General features: G+C 72.2%; 19 protein-coding genes and 1 pseudogene. 9 read left to right on the top strand and 11 right to left on the bottom strand.

Annotated features, from left to right (window positions below; translation table 11 throughout):
* Positions 1-13: 13 nt before the first annotated feature.
* Together OHA21_RS29690 and OHA21_RS29685 are read left to right on the top strand one after the other, a co-directional pair.
* Positions 14-574, top strand: a complete 561-nt coding sequence (locus tag OHA21_RS29690) for a YceI family protein (protein ID WP_328460394.1) — start codon at positions 14-16, stop codon at positions 572-574.
* A 360-nt stretch (positions 575-934) separates the two neighbouring features.
* The gene (locus tag OHA21_RS29685; protein ID WP_328460392.1) at positions 935-1,255 is read left to right on the top strand and encodes a hypothetical protein; all 321 of its coding nucleotides are present in this window, start codon (positions 935-937) and stop codon (positions 1,253-1,255) included.
* A 1,247-nt stretch (positions 1,256-2,502) separates the two neighbouring features.
* On the opposite strand, the pseudogene OHA21_RS29680 reads toward OHA21_RS29685, so the two are convergent.
* A pseudogene (locus tag OHA21_RS29680) lies at positions 2,503-3,664 on the bottom strand (DEAD/DEAH box helicase); the annotation flags it as partial.
* A gap of 245 nt (positions 3,665-3,909) precedes the next feature.
* On the opposite strand from OHA21_RS29680, the gene OHA21_RS29675 reads away from it, so the two are divergent.
* Positions 3,910-4,761 carry a sigma-70 family RNA polymerase sigma factor gene (locus OHA21_RS29675; RefSeq protein ID WP_328460388.1) on the top strand — a complete coding sequence of 284 codons (852 nt, stop codon included), beginning with the start codon at positions 3,910-3,912 and terminating at the stop codon, positions 4,759-4,761.
* A gap of 56 nt (positions 4,762-4,817) precedes the next feature.
* On the opposite strand, the gene OHA21_RS29670 is transcribed toward OHA21_RS29675, so the two are convergent.
* Complete coding sequence (locus tag OHA21_RS29670; RefSeq protein ID WP_328460386.1) at positions 4,818-5,333, bottom strand: hypothetical protein; 516 nt, start codon at positions 5,331-5,333, stop codon at positions 4,818-4,820.
* Positions 5,334-5,506: 173 nt separating this feature from the next.
* Here OHA21_RS29670 and OHA21_RS29665 point away from each other — a divergent pair, with 173 nt between their 5' ends.
* On the top strand, positions 5,507-7,825 hold the full coding sequence (locus OHA21_RS29665) for a HelD family protein (RefSeq protein ID WP_328460384.1): 2,319 nt from the start codon (positions 5,507-5,509) through the stop codon (positions 7,823-7,825).
* A gap of 21 nt (positions 7,826-7,846) precedes the next feature.
* Here the strand turns inward: OHA21_RS29665 and OHA21_RS29660 are convergent, their stop codons facing one another.
* Positions 7,847-8,545 carry a hypothetical protein gene (locus OHA21_RS29660; protein WP_328460382.1) on the bottom strand — a complete coding sequence of 233 codons (699 nt, stop codon included), beginning with the start codon at positions 8,543-8,545 and terminating at the stop codon, positions 7,847-7,849.
* 66 nt (positions 8,546-8,611) lie between these two features.
* On the opposite strand from OHA21_RS29660, the gene OHA21_RS29655 reads away from it, so the two are divergent.
* A complete protein-coding gene (locus tag OHA21_RS29655; RefSeq protein WP_328460380.1) occupies positions 8,612-9,457 on the top strand; it encodes a GNAT family N-acetyltransferase in 846 nt (281 codons plus the stop codon).
* Between the two features lie 47 nt (positions 9,458-9,504).
* Here OHA21_RS29655 and OHA21_RS29650 read toward each other — a convergent pair whose 3' ends face one another.
* Entirely contained in the window at positions 9,505-10,434 is a 930-nt protein-coding gene (locus tag OHA21_RS29650) for a sigma-70 family RNA polymerase sigma factor (protein WP_328460378.1), read from the bottom strand.
* Positions 10,435-10,636: 202 nt separating this feature from the next.
* Between OHA21_RS29650 and OHA21_RS29645 the strand changes: the two genes are divergently transcribed.
* Positions 10,637-11,137: a DUF456 domain-containing protein gene (locus OHA21_RS29645; RefSeq protein ID WP_328460376.1), complete on the top strand. Its 501-nt coding sequence runs from the start codon at positions 10,637-10,639 to the stop codon at positions 11,135-11,137.
* Positions 11,138-11,167: 30 nt separating this feature from the next.
* Here OHA21_RS29645 and OHA21_RS29640 read toward each other — a convergent pair whose 3' ends face one another.
* Together OHA21_RS29640 and OHA21_RS29635 are read right to left on the bottom strand one after the other, a co-directional pair.
* On the bottom strand, positions 11,168-12,460 hold the full coding sequence (locus OHA21_RS29640) for a D-alanyl-D-alanine carboxypeptidase family protein (RefSeq protein WP_442874912.1): 1,293 nt from the start codon (positions 12,458-12,460) through the stop codon (positions 11,168-11,170).
* Complete coding sequence (locus OHA21_RS29635) at positions 12,457-12,888, bottom strand: hypothetical protein (protein WP_328460374.1); 432 nt, start codon at positions 12,886-12,888, stop codon at positions 12,457-12,459. The genes OHA21_RS29640 and OHA21_RS29635 overlap by 4 nt, the downstream gene beginning before the upstream one ends.
* 190 nt (positions 12,889-13,078) lie before the next feature.
* On the opposite strand from OHA21_RS29635, the gene OHA21_RS29630 reads away from it, so the two are divergent.
* Positions 13,079-13,429, top strand: a complete 351-nt coding sequence (locus OHA21_RS29630) for a histone-like nucleoid-structuring protein Lsr2 (protein ID WP_328460372.1) — start codon at positions 13,079-13,081, stop codon at positions 13,427-13,429.
* Positions 13,430-13,565: 136 nt separating this feature from the next.
* Here OHA21_RS29630 and OHA21_RS29625 read toward each other — a convergent pair whose 3' ends face one another.
* The 4 genes from OHA21_RS29625 to OHA21_RS29610 form a co-directional block, all read right to left on the bottom strand.
* Positions 13,566-14,444 carry an LLM class flavin-dependent oxidoreductase gene (locus OHA21_RS29625; RefSeq protein WP_328460370.1) on the bottom strand — a complete coding sequence of 293 codons (879 nt, stop codon included), beginning with the start codon at positions 14,442-14,444 and terminating at the stop codon, positions 13,566-13,568.
* A gap of 21 nt (positions 14,445-14,465) precedes the next feature.
* Positions 14,466-14,924 (bottom strand): MarR family winged helix-turn-helix transcriptional regulator, encoded by a 459-nt coding sequence (locus OHA21_RS29620; RefSeq protein ID WP_328460368.1) that lies wholly within the window; start codon positions 14,922-14,924, stop codon positions 14,466-14,468.
* 56 nt (positions 14,925-14,980) lie between these two features.
* A complete protein-coding gene (locus OHA21_RS29615; protein WP_328460366.1) occupies positions 14,981-16,123 on the bottom strand; it encodes a PP2C family protein-serine/threonine phosphatase in 1,143 nt (380 codons plus the stop codon).
* Positions 16,124-16,220: 97 nt separating this feature from the next.
* A complete protein-coding gene (locus tag OHA21_RS29610; RefSeq protein ID WP_328460364.1) occupies positions 16,221-16,619 on the bottom strand; it encodes an ATP-binding protein in 399 nt (132 codons plus the stop codon).
* Between the two features lie 132 nt (positions 16,620-16,751).
* Between OHA21_RS29610 and OHA21_RS29605 the strand changes: the two genes are divergently transcribed.
* On the top strand, positions 16,752-18,566 hold the full coding sequence (locus tag OHA21_RS29605; RefSeq protein ID WP_328460362.1) for a sigma-70 family RNA polymerase sigma factor: 1,815 nt from the start codon (positions 16,752-16,754) through the stop codon (positions 18,564-18,566).
* Between the two features lie 9 nt (positions 18,567-18,575).
* Positions 18,576-19,574: a glucose-6-phosphate dehydrogenase (coenzyme-F420) gene (gene fgd / locus OHA21_RS29600; protein ID WP_328460360.1), complete on the top strand. Its 999-nt coding sequence runs from the start codon at positions 18,576-18,578 to the stop codon at positions 19,572-19,574.
* Positions 19,575-19,628: 54 nt separating this feature from the next.
* Here fgd and OHA21_RS29595 read toward each other — a convergent pair whose 3' ends face one another.
* Positions 19,629-20,702 carry a glycosyltransferase gene (locus OHA21_RS29595; RefSeq protein WP_328460358.1) on the bottom strand — a complete coding sequence of 358 codons (1,074 nt, stop codon included), beginning with the start codon at positions 20,700-20,702 and terminating at the stop codon, positions 19,629-19,631.
* Positions 20,703-20,880: the final 178 nt, after the last annotated feature.

The following is a 20,880-nucleotide window of genomic DNA, read 5'->3' as shown; positions in this document are numbered from 1 at the left end:
CAGGCTGAGGCACATGACAATCCTGAACATCGTCCGCGCCGGCACCTACCGCATCGACCCGGCCCGCTCGGCGTGCCGGTTCACCGCCACCCACGTCCTGGGCCTGAAACCGGTGACCGGCACCATGGCCGTGACCGGCGGCACCGTCTCCGTGGCCGCCGACCCGGAACGCTCCATCGCCTCCGCCGAACTGGACGCCACCTCGTTCACCACCGACGACCCACGGCGCGACCGCGACGTACGCGGCAAGCGCTTCCTGGCCGCCGACACCCACCCCGAGATCGGTTTCCGCAGCACCCGCTGCCGCCGAACCGCCGACGGCTGGCAGCTGACCGGCGTCCTCGCCGTCCGCGGCGGCTCCTGCGAGGTGACCCTCGACCTGGTCGCCGCCGAGGCCGCCGACGACGGCTACCGCTTCGTCGTCGCCTGCGTCGTCGACCGCGTGGCCGCCGGCGTCACCGCCGGCCGCCTGATCATCGGCCGCCAGGTCCACATCAACCTGGACATCCACGCCGTCCCGGTGCCGGCGCCGGCCCACTCCCACCCCGAAGCCCACCCCGCCGCCAGACACTGACGCCGCCGCCACCCCACCCGCCCACCAGCCCCGGCCCCGCCGTCCCGCCGTTCCCCGTCCCGCTGTCCCGCCGACCCGCCGACCCGCTGACCAGCTGACCCGCTGACCAGCTGACCCGCTGACCAGCTGACCCGCACAGCCCATCAGCCCGCTGGCAGCCACCGCCATCAACCCGCGCCAGCAAGAGCTCACTCCGGCCAGCCGCCGCCCAGACAGGCATCCTCTCGCGCTTCACCTGTGCCAACGGCGGCTCGTGGTGGCCGGCCGCCGTGTAGACGGGTTTCAGGTCTCGGGTTACGGGCGTGAGCGGCGGCTCGTGGTGGCCGGCCGCCTTGCAGGCGGGTTTCAGGCTCGGGTTACGTGCGTGAGCGGCGGCTCGTGGTGGCCGGCCGCCTTGCAGGCGGGTTTCAGGCCTCGGGTTACGTGCGCGAGCGGCGGCTCGCTCCGGCCAGCCGCCGCGCAGGCGGGTTTCAGGTCTCGGGTTACGGGCGTGAGCGGCGGCTCGTGGTGGCCGGCCGCCGTGCAGGCGGGTTTCAGGTCTCGGGTTACGTGCGTGAGCGGCGGCTCGTGGTGGCCGGCCGCCGTGCAGGCGGGTTTCAGGCCTCGGGTTACATGCGTGATTGGCGGCTCGCTCCGGCCAGCCGCCGTGCAGTCAGGTATCAGCAGCGGTCGGTTGCATGAGCCGGCGGCCACTCACCTGCGCCCAATACCACTTGGCTCTCGCGTGCGACCAATGCCACAGCTTAGTTGATCTTGATGGCTGAGATGCCGGGGCCGAGCACGCCCGACCCGGCAAGGTCAACTTGTGCCGAAGTGTGGATCTTCCCGGCTGGTTCTCAAGGCTGTTCATGCACTCCTTAAACAGCTGTGAGAGCCAGCCGGATCGCGGCCACTGCCACGCCGGCCGGTTGATCATCAAGCTGGGGCGCAATCCCTGGTCAAGGGTGCCCGGTCGCACCCGGGGGACTCAAGATCAATTTCGGCTGAGTGACATTGCGGCGCGGTCAGCCGTCGCGTAGGCAGGTAATGGCCGTCGGATTGCCTACGCCACGCCACGCTACGCCTGGCCTGGCCCGGGGACGGTTGCGCAGCTGGCCACGGCCTGGCCTGCCGGGAGGATCATCACGGAGCCAGCGACGGCTGGCCTCGAGGATCGTCACGGAGCCGGCGACGGCCTGGCCTGGAGGATTGGCACGCAGACGGCGCCGGCCTGGCCTGGCCTGGCGGCGGTCGCGCACGAGGCGAGGCTGGCGGGGGATGGGGCCGGCTCCGCGATCGTTCTACTGAGTGTCGCCGGATCGCGGAGCGGGCCGGACGTCAGCGACTGGAGCGGCGGCCGCCTGTTCGAGCGGAGAAGGCGGCGGCACCGGCGCTGGGGGAGGCGGGGCGCTGCTGGGGCGTACCCGGGCGGTGTGCTGAAGCGGAACCCCGGGCCTGGCCGGCGCCTGTCGGCTGGCCGGATGCCCTCCGGCGGCCGCCTCCGAAGCCGGCGCCCTTGTTGCGGGCGGCGTCGCCACCACGCCGCTGGTCCGCACCTGCGTCAGCAGCCCGGCTCGCTCCGCCGGCCACGTCTCCACCGCGACCGCCCCCGCCGGCGCGCTGACCTGCGCTGGTCCGGGAACCGGGGCTACCGGCGCGTGAACCCGCGCCATCGGCGTCGCGTCCGCCGCGGCCCCCGATCGAGCCGGAGGCGGCAGCACTGTCGCCACGTTTCTGGACCGCGGCCGGAGCATTCTGGGCCGCGGCCCGGCCGCGGCGGCGCCTCGCGGAGCGGGACCGGCCGCCCGGCGCCTCCGCGGCGTCGGCCGAGCCCGCAGCCGAAGCCGAAGCCGAGCCGGAGCGCGAGGTCGAGGCCGCCCGGGACGATGGGGTCGAGGCGGCCCGGGACGATGAGGTTGTGGGTGCGGAAGCGGCGGACGGGGCGACGAAGGAACGCTCGCCCGGTGCGAGTTCGGCGAGCAGGGCGTCACCAGGGCGGACGCGCTGGGTGAGTGGGCGGATGCCGGCCTTGCGGGCCAGGTCGCGCACGTCGGCCTGCTGGTCGTCGGTCATCAGGGTGATCACGGTGCCGCGGGCGCCGGCCCGGGCGGTGCGGCCGGAGCGGTGCAGGTACGCCTTGTGCTCGACCGGCGGGTCGGCGTGCACGACCAGTGTCACGTCGTCGACGTGGATGCCGCGGGCCGCGATGTCGGTGGCGACCAGGGTCTCGGCCGTGCCGTCGGAGAAGGCCGACAGGTTGCGGTTGCGCGCGTTCTGCGCCAGGTTGCCGTGCAGTTCGACCGCCGGGACGCCGGCCTGGACCAGCTGCCGGGTGAGCACCTTGGCGCGCCGCTTGGTGCGGGTGAACACCACTGACCGGCCGGGCGCGGCGAGCAGGTCGACCAGGACGCCGAAGCGGTCGTCGTGCTGGACGTGCAGCACGTGGTGGTCCATCTCGACCGGCGCCTGCGCGGCCGCGTCGACGTGGTGGGTGACCGGCTTGCGCATGAACCGCTGGACGAGGATGTCGACCCCGTTGTCCAGGGTGGCCGAGAACAGCAGCCGCTGGCCGCCGGCCGGGGTCTGCGACAGCAGCCGCCGCACCACCGGGAGGAAGCCCAGGTCGGCCATGTGGTCGGCCTCGTCGAGCACGGTGATCTCCACCGACTCCAGCGAGGCGTGCCCGTTGCGGATGTGGTCGTCGAGCCGGCCCGGGCAGGCGACCAGCACGTCCACGCCGGCCTGCAGGGCCTTGATCTGCGGGTTCGCCCCGACGCCGCCGAAGACCACGAGGGTGCGCAGCCCGGCCGCGTCGGCGAGCGGGCGCAGCGTGGCCTCGATCTGGGTGGCGAGCTCGCGGGTGGGCGCGAGGATCAGCGCACGCGGGCGACCTGGGCGGGCCCGGCGCGGGTTCGCGGCCAGGCGGGTCACCAGGGGCAGCACGAAGGCGTACGTCTTACCGGAACCGGTCCGTCCCCGGCCGAGCACGTCGCGGCCGGCCAGCGAGTCGGGCAGGGTGGCTGCCTGGATCGGGAACGGGGTGGTGATCCCGAGCTCGGTCAGTGCCGTGGTGAGAGCGGCGGGCACGCCGAGCTCGGTGAAGGTTGTCATAAAGGTGGGAACTCCAACGTCGTCGAGGTCGTCCTGCCCGGCGCTGACCAGGTTGCCGGTCGCGGCGCGTGGTGGTCGATCCGAGGGCGGCCCGAGCAAGACGTGGCGAGCCGCTTAGATCATTGTACCGGGCACACTCTGCAACCACCTCGCACCCGAAGGCGAACCGGTCGGCACTCAGCGCGCCTCATCTTTTTCCTCAGCGCCGGGCTTCCCCAACCCGGCAGGGCCTGAGGAGACCCCTGATGACCGGTGAAGTACCCCCTGTTGAGCGGCGTCGCGAGGACATCGTACGAGCGAACATGCCTCTCGTCGGGCACCTGGTCCGGGAGATGCTGGCCCGGGTCCCCGCACACGTGAACCGTGACGACCTGCTCTCGGCCGGCTATGCCGCCCTGGTGGCCGCCGCCCGTGGTTTCGACCCGGAGCGGGGTGTCCCGTTCCCCCGGTTCGCCGCCGCCCGGGTCCGCGGCGCCCTGCTCGACGAGTTGCGTGGTCTGGACTGGGCCAGCCGCTCGGTGCGCCAGCGGGCTCGCCGCACCGACTCGGCCCGCGAGGAGCTGATGGCCGAGCTGGGCCGGACGCCGACCGTGCAGGAGGTGGCGGAGCGGCTCGGCTGCACCGTCGAGGACATCGAGCACTCCGAGGACGACGTGCACCGCGCGACGGTGTTCAGTCTGCAGGGGTTCGCCACCGCGACCGCCGACGACATCGTCACCGAGCCGGGCGCCGGGCCGGAGGAGATGCTGCTGCGCCGGGAGCGGTTCGGGTACCTGCGGCACGCCGTCGAGGCTCTGCCGGACCGCCTGCGGGTGGTGGTGGAGGGCTACTTCTTCGCCGAGCGCCCGATGGCCGAGATCGCCGCCGGTCTGGGGGTCAGCGAGTCGCGGGTGTCGCAGCTGCGCGCCGAGGCCTTGATCCTGCTGCGGGACGGTCTGAACGCGCACCTGGACCCGGCCATGGCGGCGCAGAACCCGCCGAAGGAGGGCTGCGTGGCCCGGCGGCGTGCCGCGTACTACGACAAGATCGCCAGCCGCGGCACTCTGCGTACCCGGCTGGAACTGACCGGCCCGGACGGCCTGCCGGTCGCCGCCTAGACACCTCGGGTGAATCGGGGCCCGCCGCGGTTCGCGGCGGGCCCCAAAAAACTGCGTCAGGCGTTGGCGCAGGTGCCGGCCTTCTTCTGGGCCGCGATCGCCTTGTCGGCGCCCAGCTTGTAGAGGGCCAGGCCCTCCTTGGCGGGCTCCAGCTTCCAGGCGTCGCCCTCGTAGACCATCGTGTAGGACTGCGCCGCGACGAGCTGCTTCGCGATCACGATGGCCTTGTCGGTGCCCTCCATCCGGGCGCTGGTCAGCTGGATCGCCAGGCCCTTGCGGGAGCAGGCCTGGTTGAGCTTGACGTAGTCGTCCTTGCTGATCGACTGCTTGCCGGCAGTGGTGTACATCTCCCACGCCCCGGCGAAGTCGCCACCACTGAACCGGTCGAAGACCGTCTGCGCGGCGTTCTTGGCGCCGTCGAGGGTCTTCTGCTCGGGGCCGCCCTGAGCGGCGGCGGCGGCGTTGCCGGCCGGCTCTTCGGCGTCGTCGGAGCAGGCGGAGGCGAAGGTGATCGTGGCAGCAGCGGTGAGGGCTACCGCGGTGAACCGTCGGTACGGGTGGTTGTAGTTCATGACCCGGTTAATGAGGGTGAGGGGGTGCGCGTAACGGCTGCGGCGTGTCGATGACGGATTGCTGACAGTCGCACCGCGGGCCGTAACTCGCCGGCCTTCCGCTATTCTGGTCGTTTGCCAAATGCGTTAGGGCAAACGAAAAAGGCAACCATGAAATGGTTGCCAGCGCCGGAATGATAGCACGAAAAGGGGCGACTTTGTCAAGCTCGGACGCCGACGTCGAATACGAGCAGGCGTACTTGACCACGCTCTACCAGCGGCTGGATCAATTGCGTGAGCAGGCCGACAGCCGTCTGCGCGCGATCCTGCTGGAGGCCGGTGGCACTCCACAGGGCCGCACCCAGCGCGAGGCCACCCGCAGCCACTATGCGGAGCAGCTGGCCCAGTTCAATTCCGTCGAGAACGGACTCTGCTTCGGGCGGCTCGACTTCTCGGCCGCCAGTCCTCGCTATATCGGCCGGATCGGACTTTTCGCTGAGGACCGGGATCAGGATCCACTTCTGGTGGACTGGCGGGCGCCCGCCGCCCGGCCCTTCTACCTCGCCACCGCGGTCAGCCCGGACGGGGTGACCCGGCGGCGGCACCTGCGGACCCGGGGGCGGGTGCTGACCGGCATCGACGACGAGACCCTCGACATCGAGGCCGGTGACGGCTCCGGCCGGGAGGACGTGACCGGCGAGGCGGCGCTGCTGTCGGCGCTGACCGCCAACCGCACCGGGCGGATGCGCGACATCGTCGAGACCATCCAGGCCGAGCAGGACGAGGTGATCCGTTCCGGCCTGCCGGGGGTTCTGGTCGTGCAGGGCGGGCCGGGCACCGGGAAGACCGCGGTGGCGCTGCACCGCGCGGCGTACCTGCTGTACACGTACCGGGAGCAGCTCACGCGTACCGGTGTGCTGATCCTCGGTCCGAACACCACCTTCCTGCGCTACATCTCCCAGGTCCTGCCCTCGCTGGCGGAGACCGGGGTGCTGCTCGCCACCCTCGGCGACATGTTCCCCGGAGTCCGCGCCCGGGCCGTGGAGCCGCCGGCGACCGCCGCGCTCAAGGGCTCGCTGCACATGCTCGACGTGCTGGACAACGCGGTCGCCGACCGGCAGACCGTGCCGGACGAGTTCGTCGAGGTCGATCACGACGGCTACCCGCTGCGGATCGAGCGGGCCGTGCTCGAGGACGCCCGTGCCGCGGCCCGCCGCACCGAGCGCCCGCACAACGTGGCCCGGCAGGTCTTCGTGACCGAGGCGATCCACCAGCTCTCCCTGCAGATCGCCGAGCGGATCGGCGCCGACCCGCTGGGCGGGGACAACCTGCTCTCCGAGGCCGACCTCGCCGAGACCCGGCGGGAGCTGCGCGAGGACATCGACGTGCAGCGGGCGCTCTTCGAGTTCTGGCCGGTGCTCACCCCGCGCCAGGTGCTGCGTGACCTGCTCAGCGACGACGGCCGGCTGGAGTCGGCCGGCTGCACGCCCGCGGAGCGTGAGCTGCTGCTGCGCGAGCGGGAGGCGGGCTGGACGCCGGCCGACGTGCCGCTGCTCGACGAGCTCGCCGAGCTGCTCGGCGTCGACGACACCCTCAAGGTGCGTGAGCAGCAGCGTCAGCGCAAGGCCGCGATCGAGTACGCGGAAGGCGTCCTGGAGATCGTCGAGGGTTCCCGCTCGCTGGACTTCGAGGACGAGGGCGCCGAGCGGGACGAGGTCCTGTCCGCGCTCGATGTGGTCGACGCGGGCGCTTTCGTCGAGCGGCACGAGGTGCTCGACACGCGTACGGCGGCGGAGCGGGCCGCCACCGACCGCAGCTGGGTCTTCGGCCACGTGATCGTGGACGAGGCGCAGGAGTTGTCGCCGATGGCCTGGCGCCTGCTGATGCGCCGCTGCCCGAGCCGGTCGATGACCGCGGTCGGCGACGTGGCGCAGACCTCGGAGCTGGCCGGCACGACCACCTGGGAGCAGGTCTTCGAGCCCTATGTGGCGCAGCGCTGGCGGCTGGTCGAGCTGAGCGTCAACTACCGCACCCCGGCCGAGGTGATGGCGGTCGCGGCCGACGTGCTGGCCGCGGTCGATCCCGCGCTGCGGCCGCCGCGGTCGGTGCGTTCGGCCGGCGTGACGCCGTGGGCGCGCCGGGTGCCGGCCGGCACGCTGGCCGAGGAATTGATTGCGGATGTACGCAAGGAAGCCGCCCTGATCGAGGAGGGCCGGCTCGGTGTGCTGGTGCCGGAGCGGCTGGAGGAGTCACTCGGCGCCGAACTGGTGGCGGCGGTTCCCGGCGCGGCCGTGGGCGAGCAGCCCGACCTGCTCAACCACGTGGTGCTGATGACCGTCCGGCAGGCCAAGGGCCTGGAGTTCGACTCGGTCCTGGTGGTCGCCCCCGACGAGATCATCGCGGAGAGCCCGCGTGGCCTGTCCGACCTCTACGTCGCGGTCACCCGGGCCACCCGCAACCTCGGGGTCCTGCACACCGCCGACCTGCCGAAGGTGCTGTCCGCCCTGGCCTGAGCCGGATGCGCGCCACCCCGGTCACTCGTTGACCCAGTCGCCGGGGTGGCGCTGCCGGAAGTCGTCGAGCGCGTCCCCGGTGCGCGCCAGCACCGAGACCCAGGCGTCGTCCACGATGCGCACGATGACGTCGGCGCCGGCGTACCACTGGCCGTAGTCGTCGCCGATCCGGTATTGCGGGACGGCCGCCGGGGTGAGCCCCTCGACAAGTTGGTCCCGTTCGCTCGCGCTGTCCAGTTCGCGGCCGTCGGCCCGGTCGTCGCTCTCCGCGAGCTCGACGAAGATCATCTCGATCAGGCCGCTGGAGAGCCGGTCCACGAACGGCTCCCACTTCTCCGGCGCCTTCTCCGCCATGTCGAGCAGGATCAGCACCGGCGGGTCGTCGTCCGGCCCGGCCGGCACACCGTAGTGGGCGACACCCTGATGGTCGGCCCGGAACACCAGCATCTGGTTCTCCGCGTCGAACATCAGCTCGCCGGGCGCGAACAGGGTGCCGTACTGGCTGGTCAGGTCGGTGCGCCGGCCGAACAGCAGGTAGGCCTGGCGCAGCGCTCCCGGTATGCGGACGCCGAGCCGGTCCTCGGCGGCCTCGATCTCCGCGGCGGGCAGGCCGTCGTCCGGTCCCAGCGGGATGCGCCAGGCGGTGGTGAAGTCCCGGATGAACCGCCACGGGTCGAAGTCGTCCGCCCGGCTCAATGCGGTGGCTGCGTCGAAGGTCACGCCGTGACTCTAGGCGTTGGCCCGATCGAGCCCAGGCAGCCCGGTGGCCGCGGCTATCGTCGCGGTATGGGGGAATTTGCGGTCTCGACCGCGAGCGTGGACGACATGCGGCTGATCGCCCAGTGGGCGCGGGACGAGGACTGGCATCCGGGGGACGGGGACGAGAACGTCTTCTTCCCCACCGACCCGGGCGGCTTTCTCGTCGGGCGACTCGACGGGCAGCCGGTCAGCTCGATCGCGGCGGTCCGCTACGGGACCGGGCACGGGTTCATCGGGCTCTACCTGACCGTCCCGGAGTTCCGCGGCCGGGGCTACGGGTTCCGGACCTGGCAGGCCGGGATGGAGCGGCTCGCCGGGCGCAACATCGGGCTCGACGGTGTGGTCGCGCAGCAGGAGAACTACCGGAAGTCGGGGTTCCGGCCGGCCTGGACGACGACCCGTTTCGAGGGCGTGCTGGCCGGTGCGGAGACGGCCGCCGGCCTGCGGGTCGTGGAAGCGCGGGAGCTCCCGTTCACGCTGCTCACCGCGTACGATCGGCGGTTCTTCCCGGCCGGCCGCGATGCCTTCCTGGCGCTCTGGATCACCGGGTCCGGGCGGCACGGAGTGGCCGCGATCCGGGACGGCGCGGTGGTCGGTTTCGGGGTACGCCGGTCTGCCGGCGACGCCGACCGGATCGGCCCGCTGTTCGCCGACGACGCGGCGGCCGCCGAGGCGCTGCTGGCCGGGCTCAGCACCGAGTACGAGATGCCGGTCCTGATCGACGTGCCGGAGACCAGCCCGGACGCGGCGAAACTGCTCGAACGGCTCGGGCTGGCACCGATCTGGGACACCGCCCGGATGTACACGGCCGGCACGCCGGAGGAGGTCGACCTGTCCGGCGTCTTCGCCGTGACCAGCCTCGAGATGGGCTGACGCGAGCAGGGCCCGGACGGCTGTCCGGGCCCTGCTGGTCTGCTGCGTCAGGCAGCCGTGCTCGGCTGCTTGGCCGCGCCCCGGCCGATCGGGGTGTGGCCGTGCGCGTTCGTCATGGCGAGACGGCTGCGCATGTTGGTGTTGCTGGCGATGCTCGCGTAGTAGGTGGCACGCCGGCGCGCGGTGATGCTGTCCGGGTTCTCCGGCACCGGGGCCAGCTCCGGGTTGAGGTGGGTGTTCAGGCCGTCCTTGAGCAGCGAGAGCGCCTCGGCACGCAGCTGCGACACCCGCGACTCGGTGACGCCCAGGTCGGCGGCGATGTCCGCCATCGGGCGCTCGTGCAGGAAGTACTCGGTGACGACGGTCTGCAGGCGCTCCGGCAGCGAGCCGATCGCGTGGTGCAGGTAGCCGATCTGCTCACGGCGCAGCAGCATCTCCTCCGGGCCCGGGTCGCGCTCGGTGACCAGGTCGTCGGCGCTGCTCGTGGTAAAGCCCTGCAGCGAGAGCACGGTGGCACGCTGCACGTCGGTGTCGGTCTGGTGCAGGTCGGTCGTGGTGGTGCCGAGCGCCTGGGCCAGCTCCTCCGGCGTGGGCGTACGGCCCAGCGTGGTGGTGAGCTGCTGACGGGTCACGTCGGTGTTGCGGGCCTTGGACCGCACCGAGCGGGTCGCCCAGTCCAGCGCGCGCAGCTCGTCGAGGAGCGCGCCGCGGATCCGGGTGCCGGCGAAGCGGTGGAACGGGACGCCGCGGTTTGGGTCCCAGCCGCGGACCGCGGTGACCAGGGCGTGCAGGCCGGCGCTGGTCAGATCGTCGCGGTGGATGTGGTTCGGGATCCGGCTGAGCATGTCCCGCACCAGGTGGCCGACCAGCGGCATGTGCGTGCGGATCAGCTCCTCCTGCTCCGCGGCGGAGAGCACGGGCGTGGCGGTGGCGGTGTCGGCGGTGAGGTCGGCAGCGGTCGTCACGGTGCTGGTCATGTCGTTTCCCCCGGTTGTTGTCGGCGCCCGCTTGCGGTGGGCGTCGGCTGACAGGGAGAACTTTCCGGCGCGGAGGGTGCACGTTCCGGTCACGCACAGTTGCGTACCGGTTGCTTCCCGGCCCCGGTTACGGCGTTGGTGGTCCATCGGCGAGCGGCGGGGCCGGTTGAGGGTTCCGGCCCGGTGGTGCAGGGTGTGCCGCATGGATCTGACCGACACCGAAGGGCTGATCGCCCTGCTCGCCGGAGTGCTCATCGCGACCGGGGTGGTCGGCGTGATGCTGCCGGTGCTGCCCGGACTGCTGCTGACCTGGAGCGGGGTGCTGCTGTGGGCGCTGCTCGGCGGGGGCTCGGCCGGCGTACGGTGGCTGGTCCTGGTGATCGCCACGCTGATCGCCGGCGCCGGCATGGTGATCAAGTTCCTGTGGCCGGGCAAGCGGCTGAAGAGCACCGGCGTGCCGACGTCGGCGCTGATGGCCGGCGGAGTGCTCGGCCTGATCGGGTTCTTCGTGGTGCCCGTGGTCGGGCTGGTCCTGGGGTTCCTGCTCGGGATCTGGCTGGTCGAGCTGAACCGGGTGGGTCACGAACGGGCGTGGCCGTCGACCCGCGCCGCGTTCGCCGCGGTCGGGCTCTCGCTGCTGGTCGAGTTCGCGGCGGCGCTGGGCATCGCGGTGGCCTGGGTCTTCGGCCTGATCATCGCCTGATCAAGGCGCGCAGCCCGCGCCGGAAATGGATCAACGTGTGGTGCGGGCCAACCGGCGTTTGCGGCGCTGGGTGAGCAGCAGCAGGAGCGGCGCGGCGGTCAGCACGACCGCGACGGACAGCGCGGCCGCCACCGCGAGCCCGCGCGGCGCGGACGGCCGGGTGTTACCGGTCTGCGGCCCGCTCTGCGCCTCGGTGCGGTCCTCCTCGGCCGTGGTCGCCTTCGCCGAGGCGGCCGCCGCCACCTCTTCCGGCGTCACCAGCGTGCCGACCGACGTGCCCTGCGGCTGGGCGAAACCCCAGTCCAGCAGTTTGGCGCCCTGCTCCCAGCCGCGCAGCGGGCGGGCCTCCGCGCCGAGCAGGGTGACCACGAGCCGGCGGCCGTTGCGTTCGGCCGCGCCGACGTAGCTGTGCCGGGCCAGCGTGGTGAATCCGGTCTTGCCGCCGAGCGCGCCCGGGTAGTTGTAGATCAGCTTGTTCTCGTTCTGGAACTGGAAGCCGCCGACCTTGCGCTCCTTGGTCTTCTGCGCGGGCATCCGGGCGTTGCGGGTGAGCGCGTACTTGCGGAAGTCGGCGTTGTCGAAGCAGACCCGGGCGATCAGCGCCAGATCGTACGCACTGGTGAACTGGCCTCTGCCGTCCAAACCGGACGGCGTCACCGCGTGCGTCTGGTTGGCGCCGAGCGAGGCGGCCTTGGCGTTCATCGCGGCGACCGTCTTGGCGAGCCCGTCCTCGCCGCCGCCACCGGCCAGCCGGGCCAGCGCGTTCGCCGCGTCGTTGCCGGAGTTGAGCAGCAGGCCGAGCCAGAGCGTCGCGATCGAGTAGTTGCCGCCGAGGATCAGGCCGACCGCGGAACTGCCGGGCTCGATGTCCAGGTCCCCGCGGGTGACGGTGATCTTGCGGGCCGGGTCCAGCTGGTCGATGGCGGTGGCTGCCAGCAGCATCTTCTGCACGCTGGCCGGGGTCTGGTGGACGTGCGGCCCGCAGGCGCCCAGCACCTCGCCGGTGTCCAGGTCGGCGACCAGCCAGGTGGTGGCGGTGATCGCCGGCGGCCTCGGGCTGCCCGGCGCGGTGACCAGGCCGTGGGTGGCTAGCGCGTCGCCGCCGACCGCCATGTGCTCGGGGTTCTCCGCCGGGGGCACCGGGCGCGGCGGCCGGCTGGGCGCGGCGACCTTCGGTTTAGGACAGGGCACCTCGGCGGCCAGGACCGATGAGGCGGCCGGGACCGACGACGTGGCGGCCGGCGCGGGGGAGGCGGGCAGCGAGACCACGGGGACGGCGAACAGGGTTGCGGTCAGAGCCGCGAGGAGACGGCGCACGCTCACGGCCAGCGGGCCCCCGCCTCCAGCCGGCGGTCGAGCAGTTGCCCGAGTGGCATCGGCTCGCCGTCCCCACCACCCGCGCCCACGATCATCCGGGGCCGGCTGGGGGAGAGGTCGGCGCCGGCGAACCGGGCGCGCAGTGAGGCCGGGACGGTGAGGATGTAGTACTCCCCGTCCTCGCCGACGGCCACCGAACGGTCCGACTTCAGGTACCACCCGCGGACGGTGGTCTTGTAGGTGGAGCGGCCGTCGAGCGTACGAGCAGTCAGGGTGTGCGGCTCGAGCCCGCGCTCGGCGGCCCGGCGGACGAAGTCGTCGAGCAGGGCGGCGGCCCGGCGTGCCTCGGCGGCCCGGTCGGCCTCCAGCGCTGCGGCGCGGCCGGCCGCCGCCTGCTGTTGCTGCTCCCGCCAGGCGGCCTGCTCGTCCTGCATGGCGCCGACCCTAACGTGAACCCCGGGCCGGCGGCCAACCGGGCTTTGCCGCCAATCCCGCGCCAATTCCGGTGTCCCTATTCTGATAAGAGCCGGTGGAAACAATTGCCGGATCGCGTCGGGGAGTTGCGCAGCGCGGCGGTGGCGAGCCAGACTGGGCGCGGTTGATTAATTTTTCTCGGGAGTCGTTATGGCGCGGCAGGTAATCACCACCCTGATCGACGATCTGGACGGTAAGAAGGCGGATCGGACCGTTGAGTTCAGCCTCGACGGCGTCAGCTACACGATCGACCTTTCCGAGGCCAATGCCGGAAAGCTGCGTAAGGCTCTGGACCCGTACATCAACGCGGGCACCCGTCTGGGACGGACTGCCCCGGGGCGTATCGCGTCTCGTGGCGGCGCACCGGTCCGGACCGCGGGTTCGCGCGACGAGAACCGGCTGATCCGCGAGTGGGCGATCCGGAACGGGCACAAAATCTCCGAGCGGGGCCGCATTCCGCAGGAGGTCAGCAACGCCTACCGGGCGGCGCACGGTCGCTGAATCACCGTTGCTGCTGTGCCGGTGCCGCGCCACCGGCACAGCCGCCACCGGTTCAAGATCTCTGTGCGATACCGAGAGATAACTGTCGGTAAGAAATCCCTACCGTCCGAATTGGACGGGAAATGGTGCGATAAAACTAGCTCTGCAGCCGGGGCAGCTCTGCCGCCACCGCCTCGAGCACCTTCTCGTCGCCGGTGTACCAACTGGAGTTCCGCGGCCAGTGCGTGATGACGTCGGTGAAGCCCAGTTCCGCCGCCCGTCCGGTCGCGTCCACGAACGCATCCACGCTGGTCATCGAGTACAGCGGCGAAGTGTCCAGATTCAGATAACGGTCGACCGCGTCGAGAGGGCGTCCGGCGGCGGCCAGAACGGCGTCGAAACGGTCCTTCGTCTCGGCCACCGAACGCCACCACGCGTCCGCGCTGTCCACCTCGTGCGAACCGGTGGTGACCCAGCCGTCGCCGTACCGGGCGACCAGGCGCATCGCCCGCGGGCCGTTGGCGGCGACCACGAACGGCGGCCGCGGCTGCTGAATCGGGCCGGGGATGCTGCGGGCGTCCACCGCCGAGAACCACTCGCCGGACCAGGTGGTGGCCGGCGTACCCATGATCTTGTCGAACAGCTCGAGGAACTCGGCGAACCGGTCCACCCGCTGGCGTGGGGTGAGCTCCGGCCGGCCGAGCACCGCCGAGTCGAAGCCGATGCCGCCGGCGCCCAGCCCGAGGATCAGCCGGCCGGCCGAGATGTCGTCCAGCGCGAGCGCCTCGCGGGCGAAGTGCACCGGATGCCGGAAGTTCGGCGAGGCCACGTAGGTGCCGAGCCGGATTCGCGAGGTGACCATGGCGGCCGCGGTCAGCGTGGGCACCGCGTCGAACCACGGGCCGTCGACGAGGTCACGCCAGCCCAGATGGTCGTACGTCCAAGCGTGGTCGAAGCCGTACTCCTCGGCGAGCCGCCACCGGCGGCTCGACTCGGCCCAGCGCTGGTCGGGAAGGATCACGATGCCGATGCGCATCGCCGAAGCGTACCGGGCCGGTCAGGCGGTCCGGAGACCTTCCCGGGTGTCCGGGAAGCCGGCCGCGGTCCCGAACGCCTGCAGGGCCCGGACCAGTTCCTGCTGCGCCTCCGGCGGCATCCGGTCGAGCACCTCGGCGAGCGCCGCCCGCCGCCGGGCCCGCAGGTCGGCGAGCATCCGCCGGGCGGCCGGAGTGAGCAGCAGCCGCACCTCGCGGCGGTCACGGGGGTCGGCGACCCGGCGCAGCAGCCCGGTGGCCTCCAGCCGGTCGCAGAGCCGGCTGGCCGAGGAGGGCACCACGCCCAGCGTCTCGGCGAGGCGGCTCATGTTGGTGTGCCGGTTCGCGGCCACGATGGTGAGCACCCGCAGCTGCGCAGGGGGCACAGCGGGGTTCTGCGCCAGCCGCGCCTGCTCCAGGACGGCGACCAGCGACTCCACCGACGACTCGACGGTCGTGGCGACTTCGGTGGCACGTTCCATGCCGTTTCCCCGTAGTGAGAGTCGCGGACCCGTGAGCCTGTACCACTACCCCGGACTCAGCGCCGCCAATCCAGGCAGACCGTGACCGCGTCATCCTCCGGCTCGGCGCCGGCGTGATAGTCGCGCAGACTTCGCATCACGGTACCGACTGCTTCGGTCGCAGGTTGTAGCCGTGTCCGCCGAAGCGCGCTGAGCAGGGCAGATTCACCGAAGGTGCGACGGCCGGCGGGTGCCGCCTCGTGGACACCGTCGCTCACCACCAGCAGCCGGTCGCCCGGTTCCAGGTCGAACCGCTGGATCTCGTAGTGCGCCTCGCCGAACATGCCGAACGGCAGCTGCTGCTCCAGCGCGACCGGCGTGACCTCGCCGCCCCGGGCGATCAGGCAGCGCGGCGATCCGGCGTCGACCGCCGCCACCGCGCCGCCGACCAGGTCGATCTCGAGCAGCAGGGTGGAGGCGTGTGCGCCGCCGCTGTGCCGGGCGTGCACCGCGTCGGACGCGAGCTCGGCCTGCTCGACGATGTCGGCGCCGCACCGGCGGGCGTTGCGCATGGCGTTCACGGCGAGCGAGGTGAGCAGGGCCGCTTCCATGCCCTCGCCGTGGCCGTTGAGCACGGTGATGGTCAGCTTGTCGCCGTCGAGGGCCCAGTCGAAGTGGTCGCCGCGTACGTCGTACGCCGGCTCCAGTTGCCCGGCCACCAGGAACCGCTCGTCCGCGAGCGACCGTCCGGGCAGCATGTCCCACTGCAGCTCGGCGGCCATGGTGAGCCGGGCCCGCCGCTGGGCCCGCCGGTACCGGTCGGTGCTGGAGGCGGCCGCGCGCATCGCGGTGGCCAGCTCGTCGGCGTGGACCGCCAGTTCCTCGGTGAGCTCGGGTTCCGGGCGCGACGGCAACTCCAGGCGCAGCACGCCGACCCGTTCGCCCCAGCTGTTCAACGGCAGGTGCAGCCGGGTGGCGCCGGTGGCGGTGGCCTGGGTGTCCGGTCGCTGGCTGCCCAGGCAGCGCAGCACGGCCGGCTCGGTGGCCGGCCCCGGCTCGCCGAGCAGCGGGCAGAGTGAGGAGAGGGTCAGGTCGGGGACGAAGACTTCCACCCGGTCGGCCGCGTAGTGGCGGCGCAGGTGATCGGCGGCCACTTCGGGCAGCCGGTCGGGCGGCGCCGCCCGTAGCAGGGCGCCGAGTGGGACCGGGGTGTCGGACAACGTAACAACTCCTCTCCTCCGGTGGCAGGTATTTGTTATACGGCAAGCATTTTGGCGCCGGACAGGCCCATGGGCCGGTCCGGCGCGGGGCTGAACTTCAGGCGAACGACTTCTCGAAGTGGATGAGGCTTCCACTGCGCGGGCTCGACTGCATGCGTACGTTCTCGCCGAGCGCCTTGATCAGGAAGAGGCCGCGCCCCCGCTCGCTGTCCGCGGACGGTGACGTGGCGGTACTCGCACTCGGGTCGAAGCCGTCGCCCTCGTCGACCACGTCGATCGAGCAGCGGTCCTGACCCACATCGAGGTGCACCTCGAAGTTCTCTGCACCCGAGGCGTGCTTGACCACGTTGGCGCACGCCTCGGTAAGTGCGATCTCCAGATCGGCGCCGGCCTGCCGGTCCACCCGAAGGACCGACAGCGCGCAACGCAACAGCCGGCGGACGGCGGGGACGCTGTCCACCTCGCGGGGAAGGTTGAGCCGGACCGACATGCGCATGGCACTTCTGTGCCCGATCCACCGATCGGCTAATCGCCGCCCGGCGACAGCCTCCCCGATTCGTGTTATCCATGGTCGCCATGCCCGTCTCCCTTCCCAGGCGAGACGCGTATGCCCAGGAAAGGCGGAACCATGGCTCGACAGTCCGACACCGCGACGGTGATCGCCGCCCGCGCCGGCGACCCGGCCGCGGTGGACCGCCTGGTGGCCGACCACCTGCCGCTGGTCTACACGATCGTCGGCCGGGCCCTGGAAGGGCACGCCGACGTCGACGACGTGGTCCAGGAGGTGATGCTGCGGGTTCTGCGCAACCTGGGCGATCTGCGCGATCCCGAGTCGTTCCGGTCCTGGCTGGTCGCGATCACCGTGCGGCAGGTGCGGGAACGCTTCCGTGCCCGGCCGGCGGCGGTCCCGCTCGATCCGGAGCTGCGCGATCCGGGCGCCGACTTCACCGACCTGGCGATCACCCGCCTCGAGCTCTCCGGCCAGCGCCGGGAGACCGCCGAGGCGACCCGCTGGCTCGACGAGGAGTACCGCGAACTGCTCTCCCTCTGGTGGCTGGAGGCCTCCGGCGAACTCACCCGCGACGAGATCGTCGAGGCCACCGGGGTCGGCCGCCAGCACGCGGCGGTGCGGATCCAGCGGATGAAGGGGCAGCTCGAGACGGCGCGCGCGGTGGTTCGGGCACTGCACCGGACGCCCCGCTGTCCGGAGCTGATGCTCCTGCTTGACACGTGGGACGGACGGCCCGGCGCGCTCTGGCGCAAGCGCATCGCGCGGCACACCCGCGACTGCCGCGCCTGCGCGCCGGCCTGGGAGAACCTGGTCGCGGCCGAACGCCTGCTGGCGGGCATGGCACTGGTCCCGCTTCCGGCAACCCTTTCCGGTACGGCCAAAGCCGGCGCCGCCCCCACCGCAGTGACCGCGAAGGTCGCCGCGAAGGCGGGCGGTTCCCTGGCGCAGAAGGTGCTCGTCGGCGTGCTCGCCACCGGAGCCGTCGCGGGTGGCGGGGCGGCTGTCGTCGCGTACCGCGCCCCGGCGGAGCCGGTCAATGCTGCCGTCGTCGCCGCGCCGCAGGTCTCCCGCGCCTCGATCGCGCCCGCGCTCGCACCCACCCCGTCGTTGTCCCCGTCGGCCTCGCCCACCGTTTCTCCGGCCGCGAAGTCCCCGGCCGCGAAGCGGACGAGCGCGGCCCCCGCCGTCGTGGAGCGCTCGGCCAAGAAGGGCGCCGGGGTCTGGAAGTTCGCCGGGTCGAAGGGGGCGCTCAAGGACGTCGGCGCCTCCTGGTACTACAGCTGGGCGCCGAACGACGACGAGGTTCCCGGTCCGGCCGGTGTCGAGTTCGTGCCGATGATCTGGGGCAAGGCGAACGTGACCGACGCCACCCTGAAGCAGGCCAAGGCCGAAGGTGACGGCGTGCTGCTCGGCTTCAACGAGCCGGACCTGGCCGAGCAGTCGAACATGAGCGTCGAGGACGCCCTGTCCGCCTGGCCGCGCCTGGAATCGACCGGGATGAAGCTGGTCAGCCCGGCTGTCGCGTTCGGCGGGGACACGCCGGGCGGCTGGCTGGACCGCTTCATGACCGGGGCGTCGGAGAAGGGCCTGCGGGTCGACGCGATCGCCCTGCACTGGTACGGCTCCGACTTCAGCGCCGCCGCGGTGAACCAGTTCCTCGGCTACGTCGACGCCGTCCACAAGCGGTACGGCAAGCCGATCTGGGTCACCGAGTTCGGCCTGATCAATTTCGGTGGTGCGCCGAAGTACCCGAGCGACGCGCAGAAGGTCCGGTTCATCGAGGGCGCCACGGCCGGCCTGGAGAAGCGCTCGTTCGTCCAGCGGTACGCCTGGTTCGGGCTGCCGGCCGTCGGCGACAGCGTGGACTTCGGGCTCTACCGGGACGGCAGGACCCCGACCGAGGCGGGGAAGGCCTATCGCGCAGCGGGCTAGGCTGACTTCATGATTCGGTTCGGGTACAAGGCGTCGGCGGAACAGTTCGCGCCGGCTGAACTGCTCAGGTACGGCGTCCTCGCGGAGGAGCTGGGCTTCGACTCGGTGTTCGTCAGCGACCACCTGCAGCCGTGGCGGCACGACGGTGGCCATGCTCCGGCGGCGCTGCCGTGGCTGGGGGCGCTCGCCGCGCGTACCGAGAAGGTGTTGATCGGCACCAGCGTGCTGACCCCGACCTTCCGTTACCACCCGGCCGTGGTCGCCCAGGCCTTCGCCACTCTCGGCTGCCTCGCGCCGGGCCGCGCCGTCCTCGGCGTCGGCTCCGGCGAGTCGCTCAACGAGGTGCTGCTCGGCACGCAGTGGCCGGACGGCAAGGAGCGGTTCGCCCGCCTCAAGGAGGCGGTCCTGCTGATCAAGAAGCTCTGGGCCGAGGACCGGGTCAGCTACGAGGGCCAGTTCTACAAGACCGAGAACGCCACGATCTATGACAAGCCGGAGACTCCGGTGCCGATCTACATCGGCGCGTCCGGGCCGGCCGCGACCCGGCTTGCCGGGCGGATCGCCGACGGGTTCATCACGACCAGCGGCAAGGGGCACTCGCTCTACACCGACACGCTGCTCCCGGCGGTCACCGAGGGCGCGGAGAAGGCCGGCCGCAAGATCGACGACCTGGATCTGCTGATCGAGGTCAAGGTCTCCTTCGACGCGGACCTCGAGCAGGCGCGCAACGACACGCAGTACTGGGGTGCGCTGGCGCTGTCGCCGGAGGAGAAGACCGGCGTCGAGGACCCGGTCGAGATGCAGCGCCTCGCCGACGCCCTGCCGGTCGAGCGGACCGCCACCCGGTGGATCGTCTCGTCCGACCCGGCGGAGCACGCGGCGAAGGTCGTGGAGTACCTGGACATGGGCTTCAAGCACCTGGTGTTCCACGCGCCGGGGCCGGACCAGGAGCGCTTCCTGCGCCTGTACGCCGGCGAGATCCTGCCGCGGCTGCGCTCGCGCGGCTGACCGGCTGCGTCCGCGCGGCTTCGCTCGCTCGGCTTCGCTCGCTCGGCTGAGGGGTCAGACCGAGCGCAGGTGGCCGCTGCGGGGGCCGGCCGGGCCGGTGGCCTCGCCGTTGATCACGCGCAGGTTGGGCCGGCCCTGCGGGCGGGGGCGTACCGCTTCCCCGGCGGTGACCTCGACCCGGTTGTCGCGCCACCGCCGCCGGGCGAACGGCTCACCGTCCGGCCGGCGGGCCGTCACCGACCCGGCGAAGCGGCGGTCGGCGCTGAAGTCGGCGCGCCGCTCGCCGTGCCGCCGGTCGCCGCGCCTGCGGTCGATCGGGTCGGGGCGGCGCGGGTTCGGCGCGGGCCAGCTGCGGGCCGGGTCCTTCTCCGGAACGGCCGGCGAGGTGCGCGGCGCGTTGATCAGCGGGTCCGGCGAGCCGGTGAGGACGACGATGCTCTCCTCGGTGGTGGCGGCGGCGCGGCCGGTCCGGCCGGTGCGGCGCTCTTCGGCGTACTCGGCGACCAGGGCACGGACGGCCGGCACCAGGGGCGTGGCGGCCCGGGTGTACGCGCTGACCGGCAACTCGGCGACGTGCAGGCCGGCCGTGGTGGTCCGGACCGTGAGCAGCGGCTCGATCTCGGGACCGTCGCCGGGCGCCGGATCGGTGCCGGCCACCCGGGGCAGACCCAGCCGGCCGGCGGTGTCCCGCCAGAACGCCCGGTAACCGAAGCCCGGGTCGGTGGGACGGCTGCCGAAGAGCACGCTCATCACCCAGAGCAGCAGCAGATCGGCGCAGCGGGCGAACGGGCCGGGTCGCGGTCCGGCGGGCACACCGGGAGCGGTGAGATAGCGGGAGCCGTGCACCACATCGGCGCCGGCCCGCAGCGCAGCCACGAACCGGGGTACGTCAGCCGGGTCGCACGAGCCGTCGCCGGTCAGCGTGACGACCACGTCACCGGTGGCCTCGGCGACCCCGCACGCCAGCGCGTTGCCCAGACCGGTACGGGTCTGCCGGATCACCCGCGCAGCCCGGGGAAGGGCGCGGTTCGTGTCCTCGCCGGGGCCGACCACGACGACGACCTCGTGCACCGGCGGCAGGGCGGAGAGCAGCAGGGGCAGGGTGCCGGCCGTGCCCGCCGGGATCACGACGCTCACTGTGGGTGACGTCGGGCGGTCACCGGGCCGACTCGGTGAAACTGGCATCAGGAGTGACTCCACGGCTCGACGTCGGTGCGTTGTCAAGCTACCGGCCTGCACCCCTGCGGCAACCGGCCGGACGGTTGATGGTGATCATCTCAGCGGTCCGAACCGGGTCGTCATGATC

This window comes from Actinoplanes sp. NBC_00393 (assembly GCF_036053395.1).
Taxonomy (GTDB): domain Bacteria; phylum Actinomycetota; class Actinomycetes; order Mycobacteriales; family Micromonosporaceae; genus Actinoplanes.
The sequence above is the reverse complement of the archived record's forward strand: the minus strand, read 5'-3'. Positions and strand labels throughout refer to the sequence as shown.

Excerpts from the sequence above, each read along its gene's own strand:
- OHA21_RS29690 (WP_328460394.1), top strand. The coding sequence starts at position 14 with ATGACAATCCTGAACATCGTCCGCGCCGGCACCTACCGCATCGACCCG.
- OHA21_RS29675 (WP_328460388.1), top strand. The coding sequence starts at position 3,910 with ATGACCGGTGAAGTACCCCCTGTTGAGCGGCGTCGCGAGGACATCGTA.
- OHA21_RS29670 (WP_328460386.1), bottom strand. The coding sequence starts at position 5,333 with ATGAACTACAACCACCCGTACCGACGGTTCACCGCGGTAGCCCTCACC.
- OHA21_RS29665 (WP_328460384.1), top strand. The coding sequence starts at position 5,507 with ATGATAGCACGAAAAGGGGCGACTTTGTCAAGCTCGGACGCCGACGTC.
- OHA21_RS29655 (WP_328460380.1), top strand. The coding sequence starts at position 8,612 with ATGGGGGAATTTGCGGTCTCGACCGCGAGCGTGGACGACATGCGGCTG.
- OHA21_RS29650 (WP_328460378.1), bottom strand. The coding sequence starts at position 10,434 with ATGACCAGCACCGTGACGACCGCTGCCGACCTCACCGCCGACACCGCC.
- OHA21_RS29645 (WP_328460376.1), top strand. The coding sequence starts at position 10,637 with ATGGATCTGACCGACACCGAAGGGCTGATCGCCCTGCTCGCCGGAGTG.
- OHA21_RS29635 (WP_328460374.1), bottom strand. The coding sequence starts at position 12,888 with ATGCAGGACGAGCAGGCCGCCTGGCGGGAGCAGCAACAGCAGGCGGCG.
- OHA21_RS29630 (WP_328460372.1), top strand. The coding sequence starts at position 13,079 with ATGGCGCGGCAGGTAATCACCACCCTGATCGACGATCTGGACGGTAAG.
- OHA21_RS29625 (WP_328460370.1), bottom strand. The coding sequence starts at position 14,444 with ATGCGCATCGGCATCGTGATCCTTCCCGACCAGCGCTGGGCCGAGTCG.
- OHA21_RS29620 (WP_328460368.1), bottom strand. The coding sequence starts at position 14,924 with ATGGAACGTGCCACCGAAGTCGCCACGACCGTCGAGTCGTCGGTGGAG.
- OHA21_RS29610 (WP_328460364.1), bottom strand. The coding sequence starts at position 16,619 with ATGCGCATGTCGGTCCGGCTCAACCTTCCCCGCGAGGTGGACAGCGTC.
- OHA21_RS29605 (WP_328460362.1), top strand. The coding sequence starts at position 16,752 with ATGGCTCGACAGTCCGACACCGCGACGGTGATCGCCGCCCGCGCCGGC.
- fgd (WP_328460360.1), top strand. The coding sequence starts at position 18,576 with ATGATTCGGTTCGGGTACAAGGCGTCGGCGGAACAGTTCGCGCCGGCT.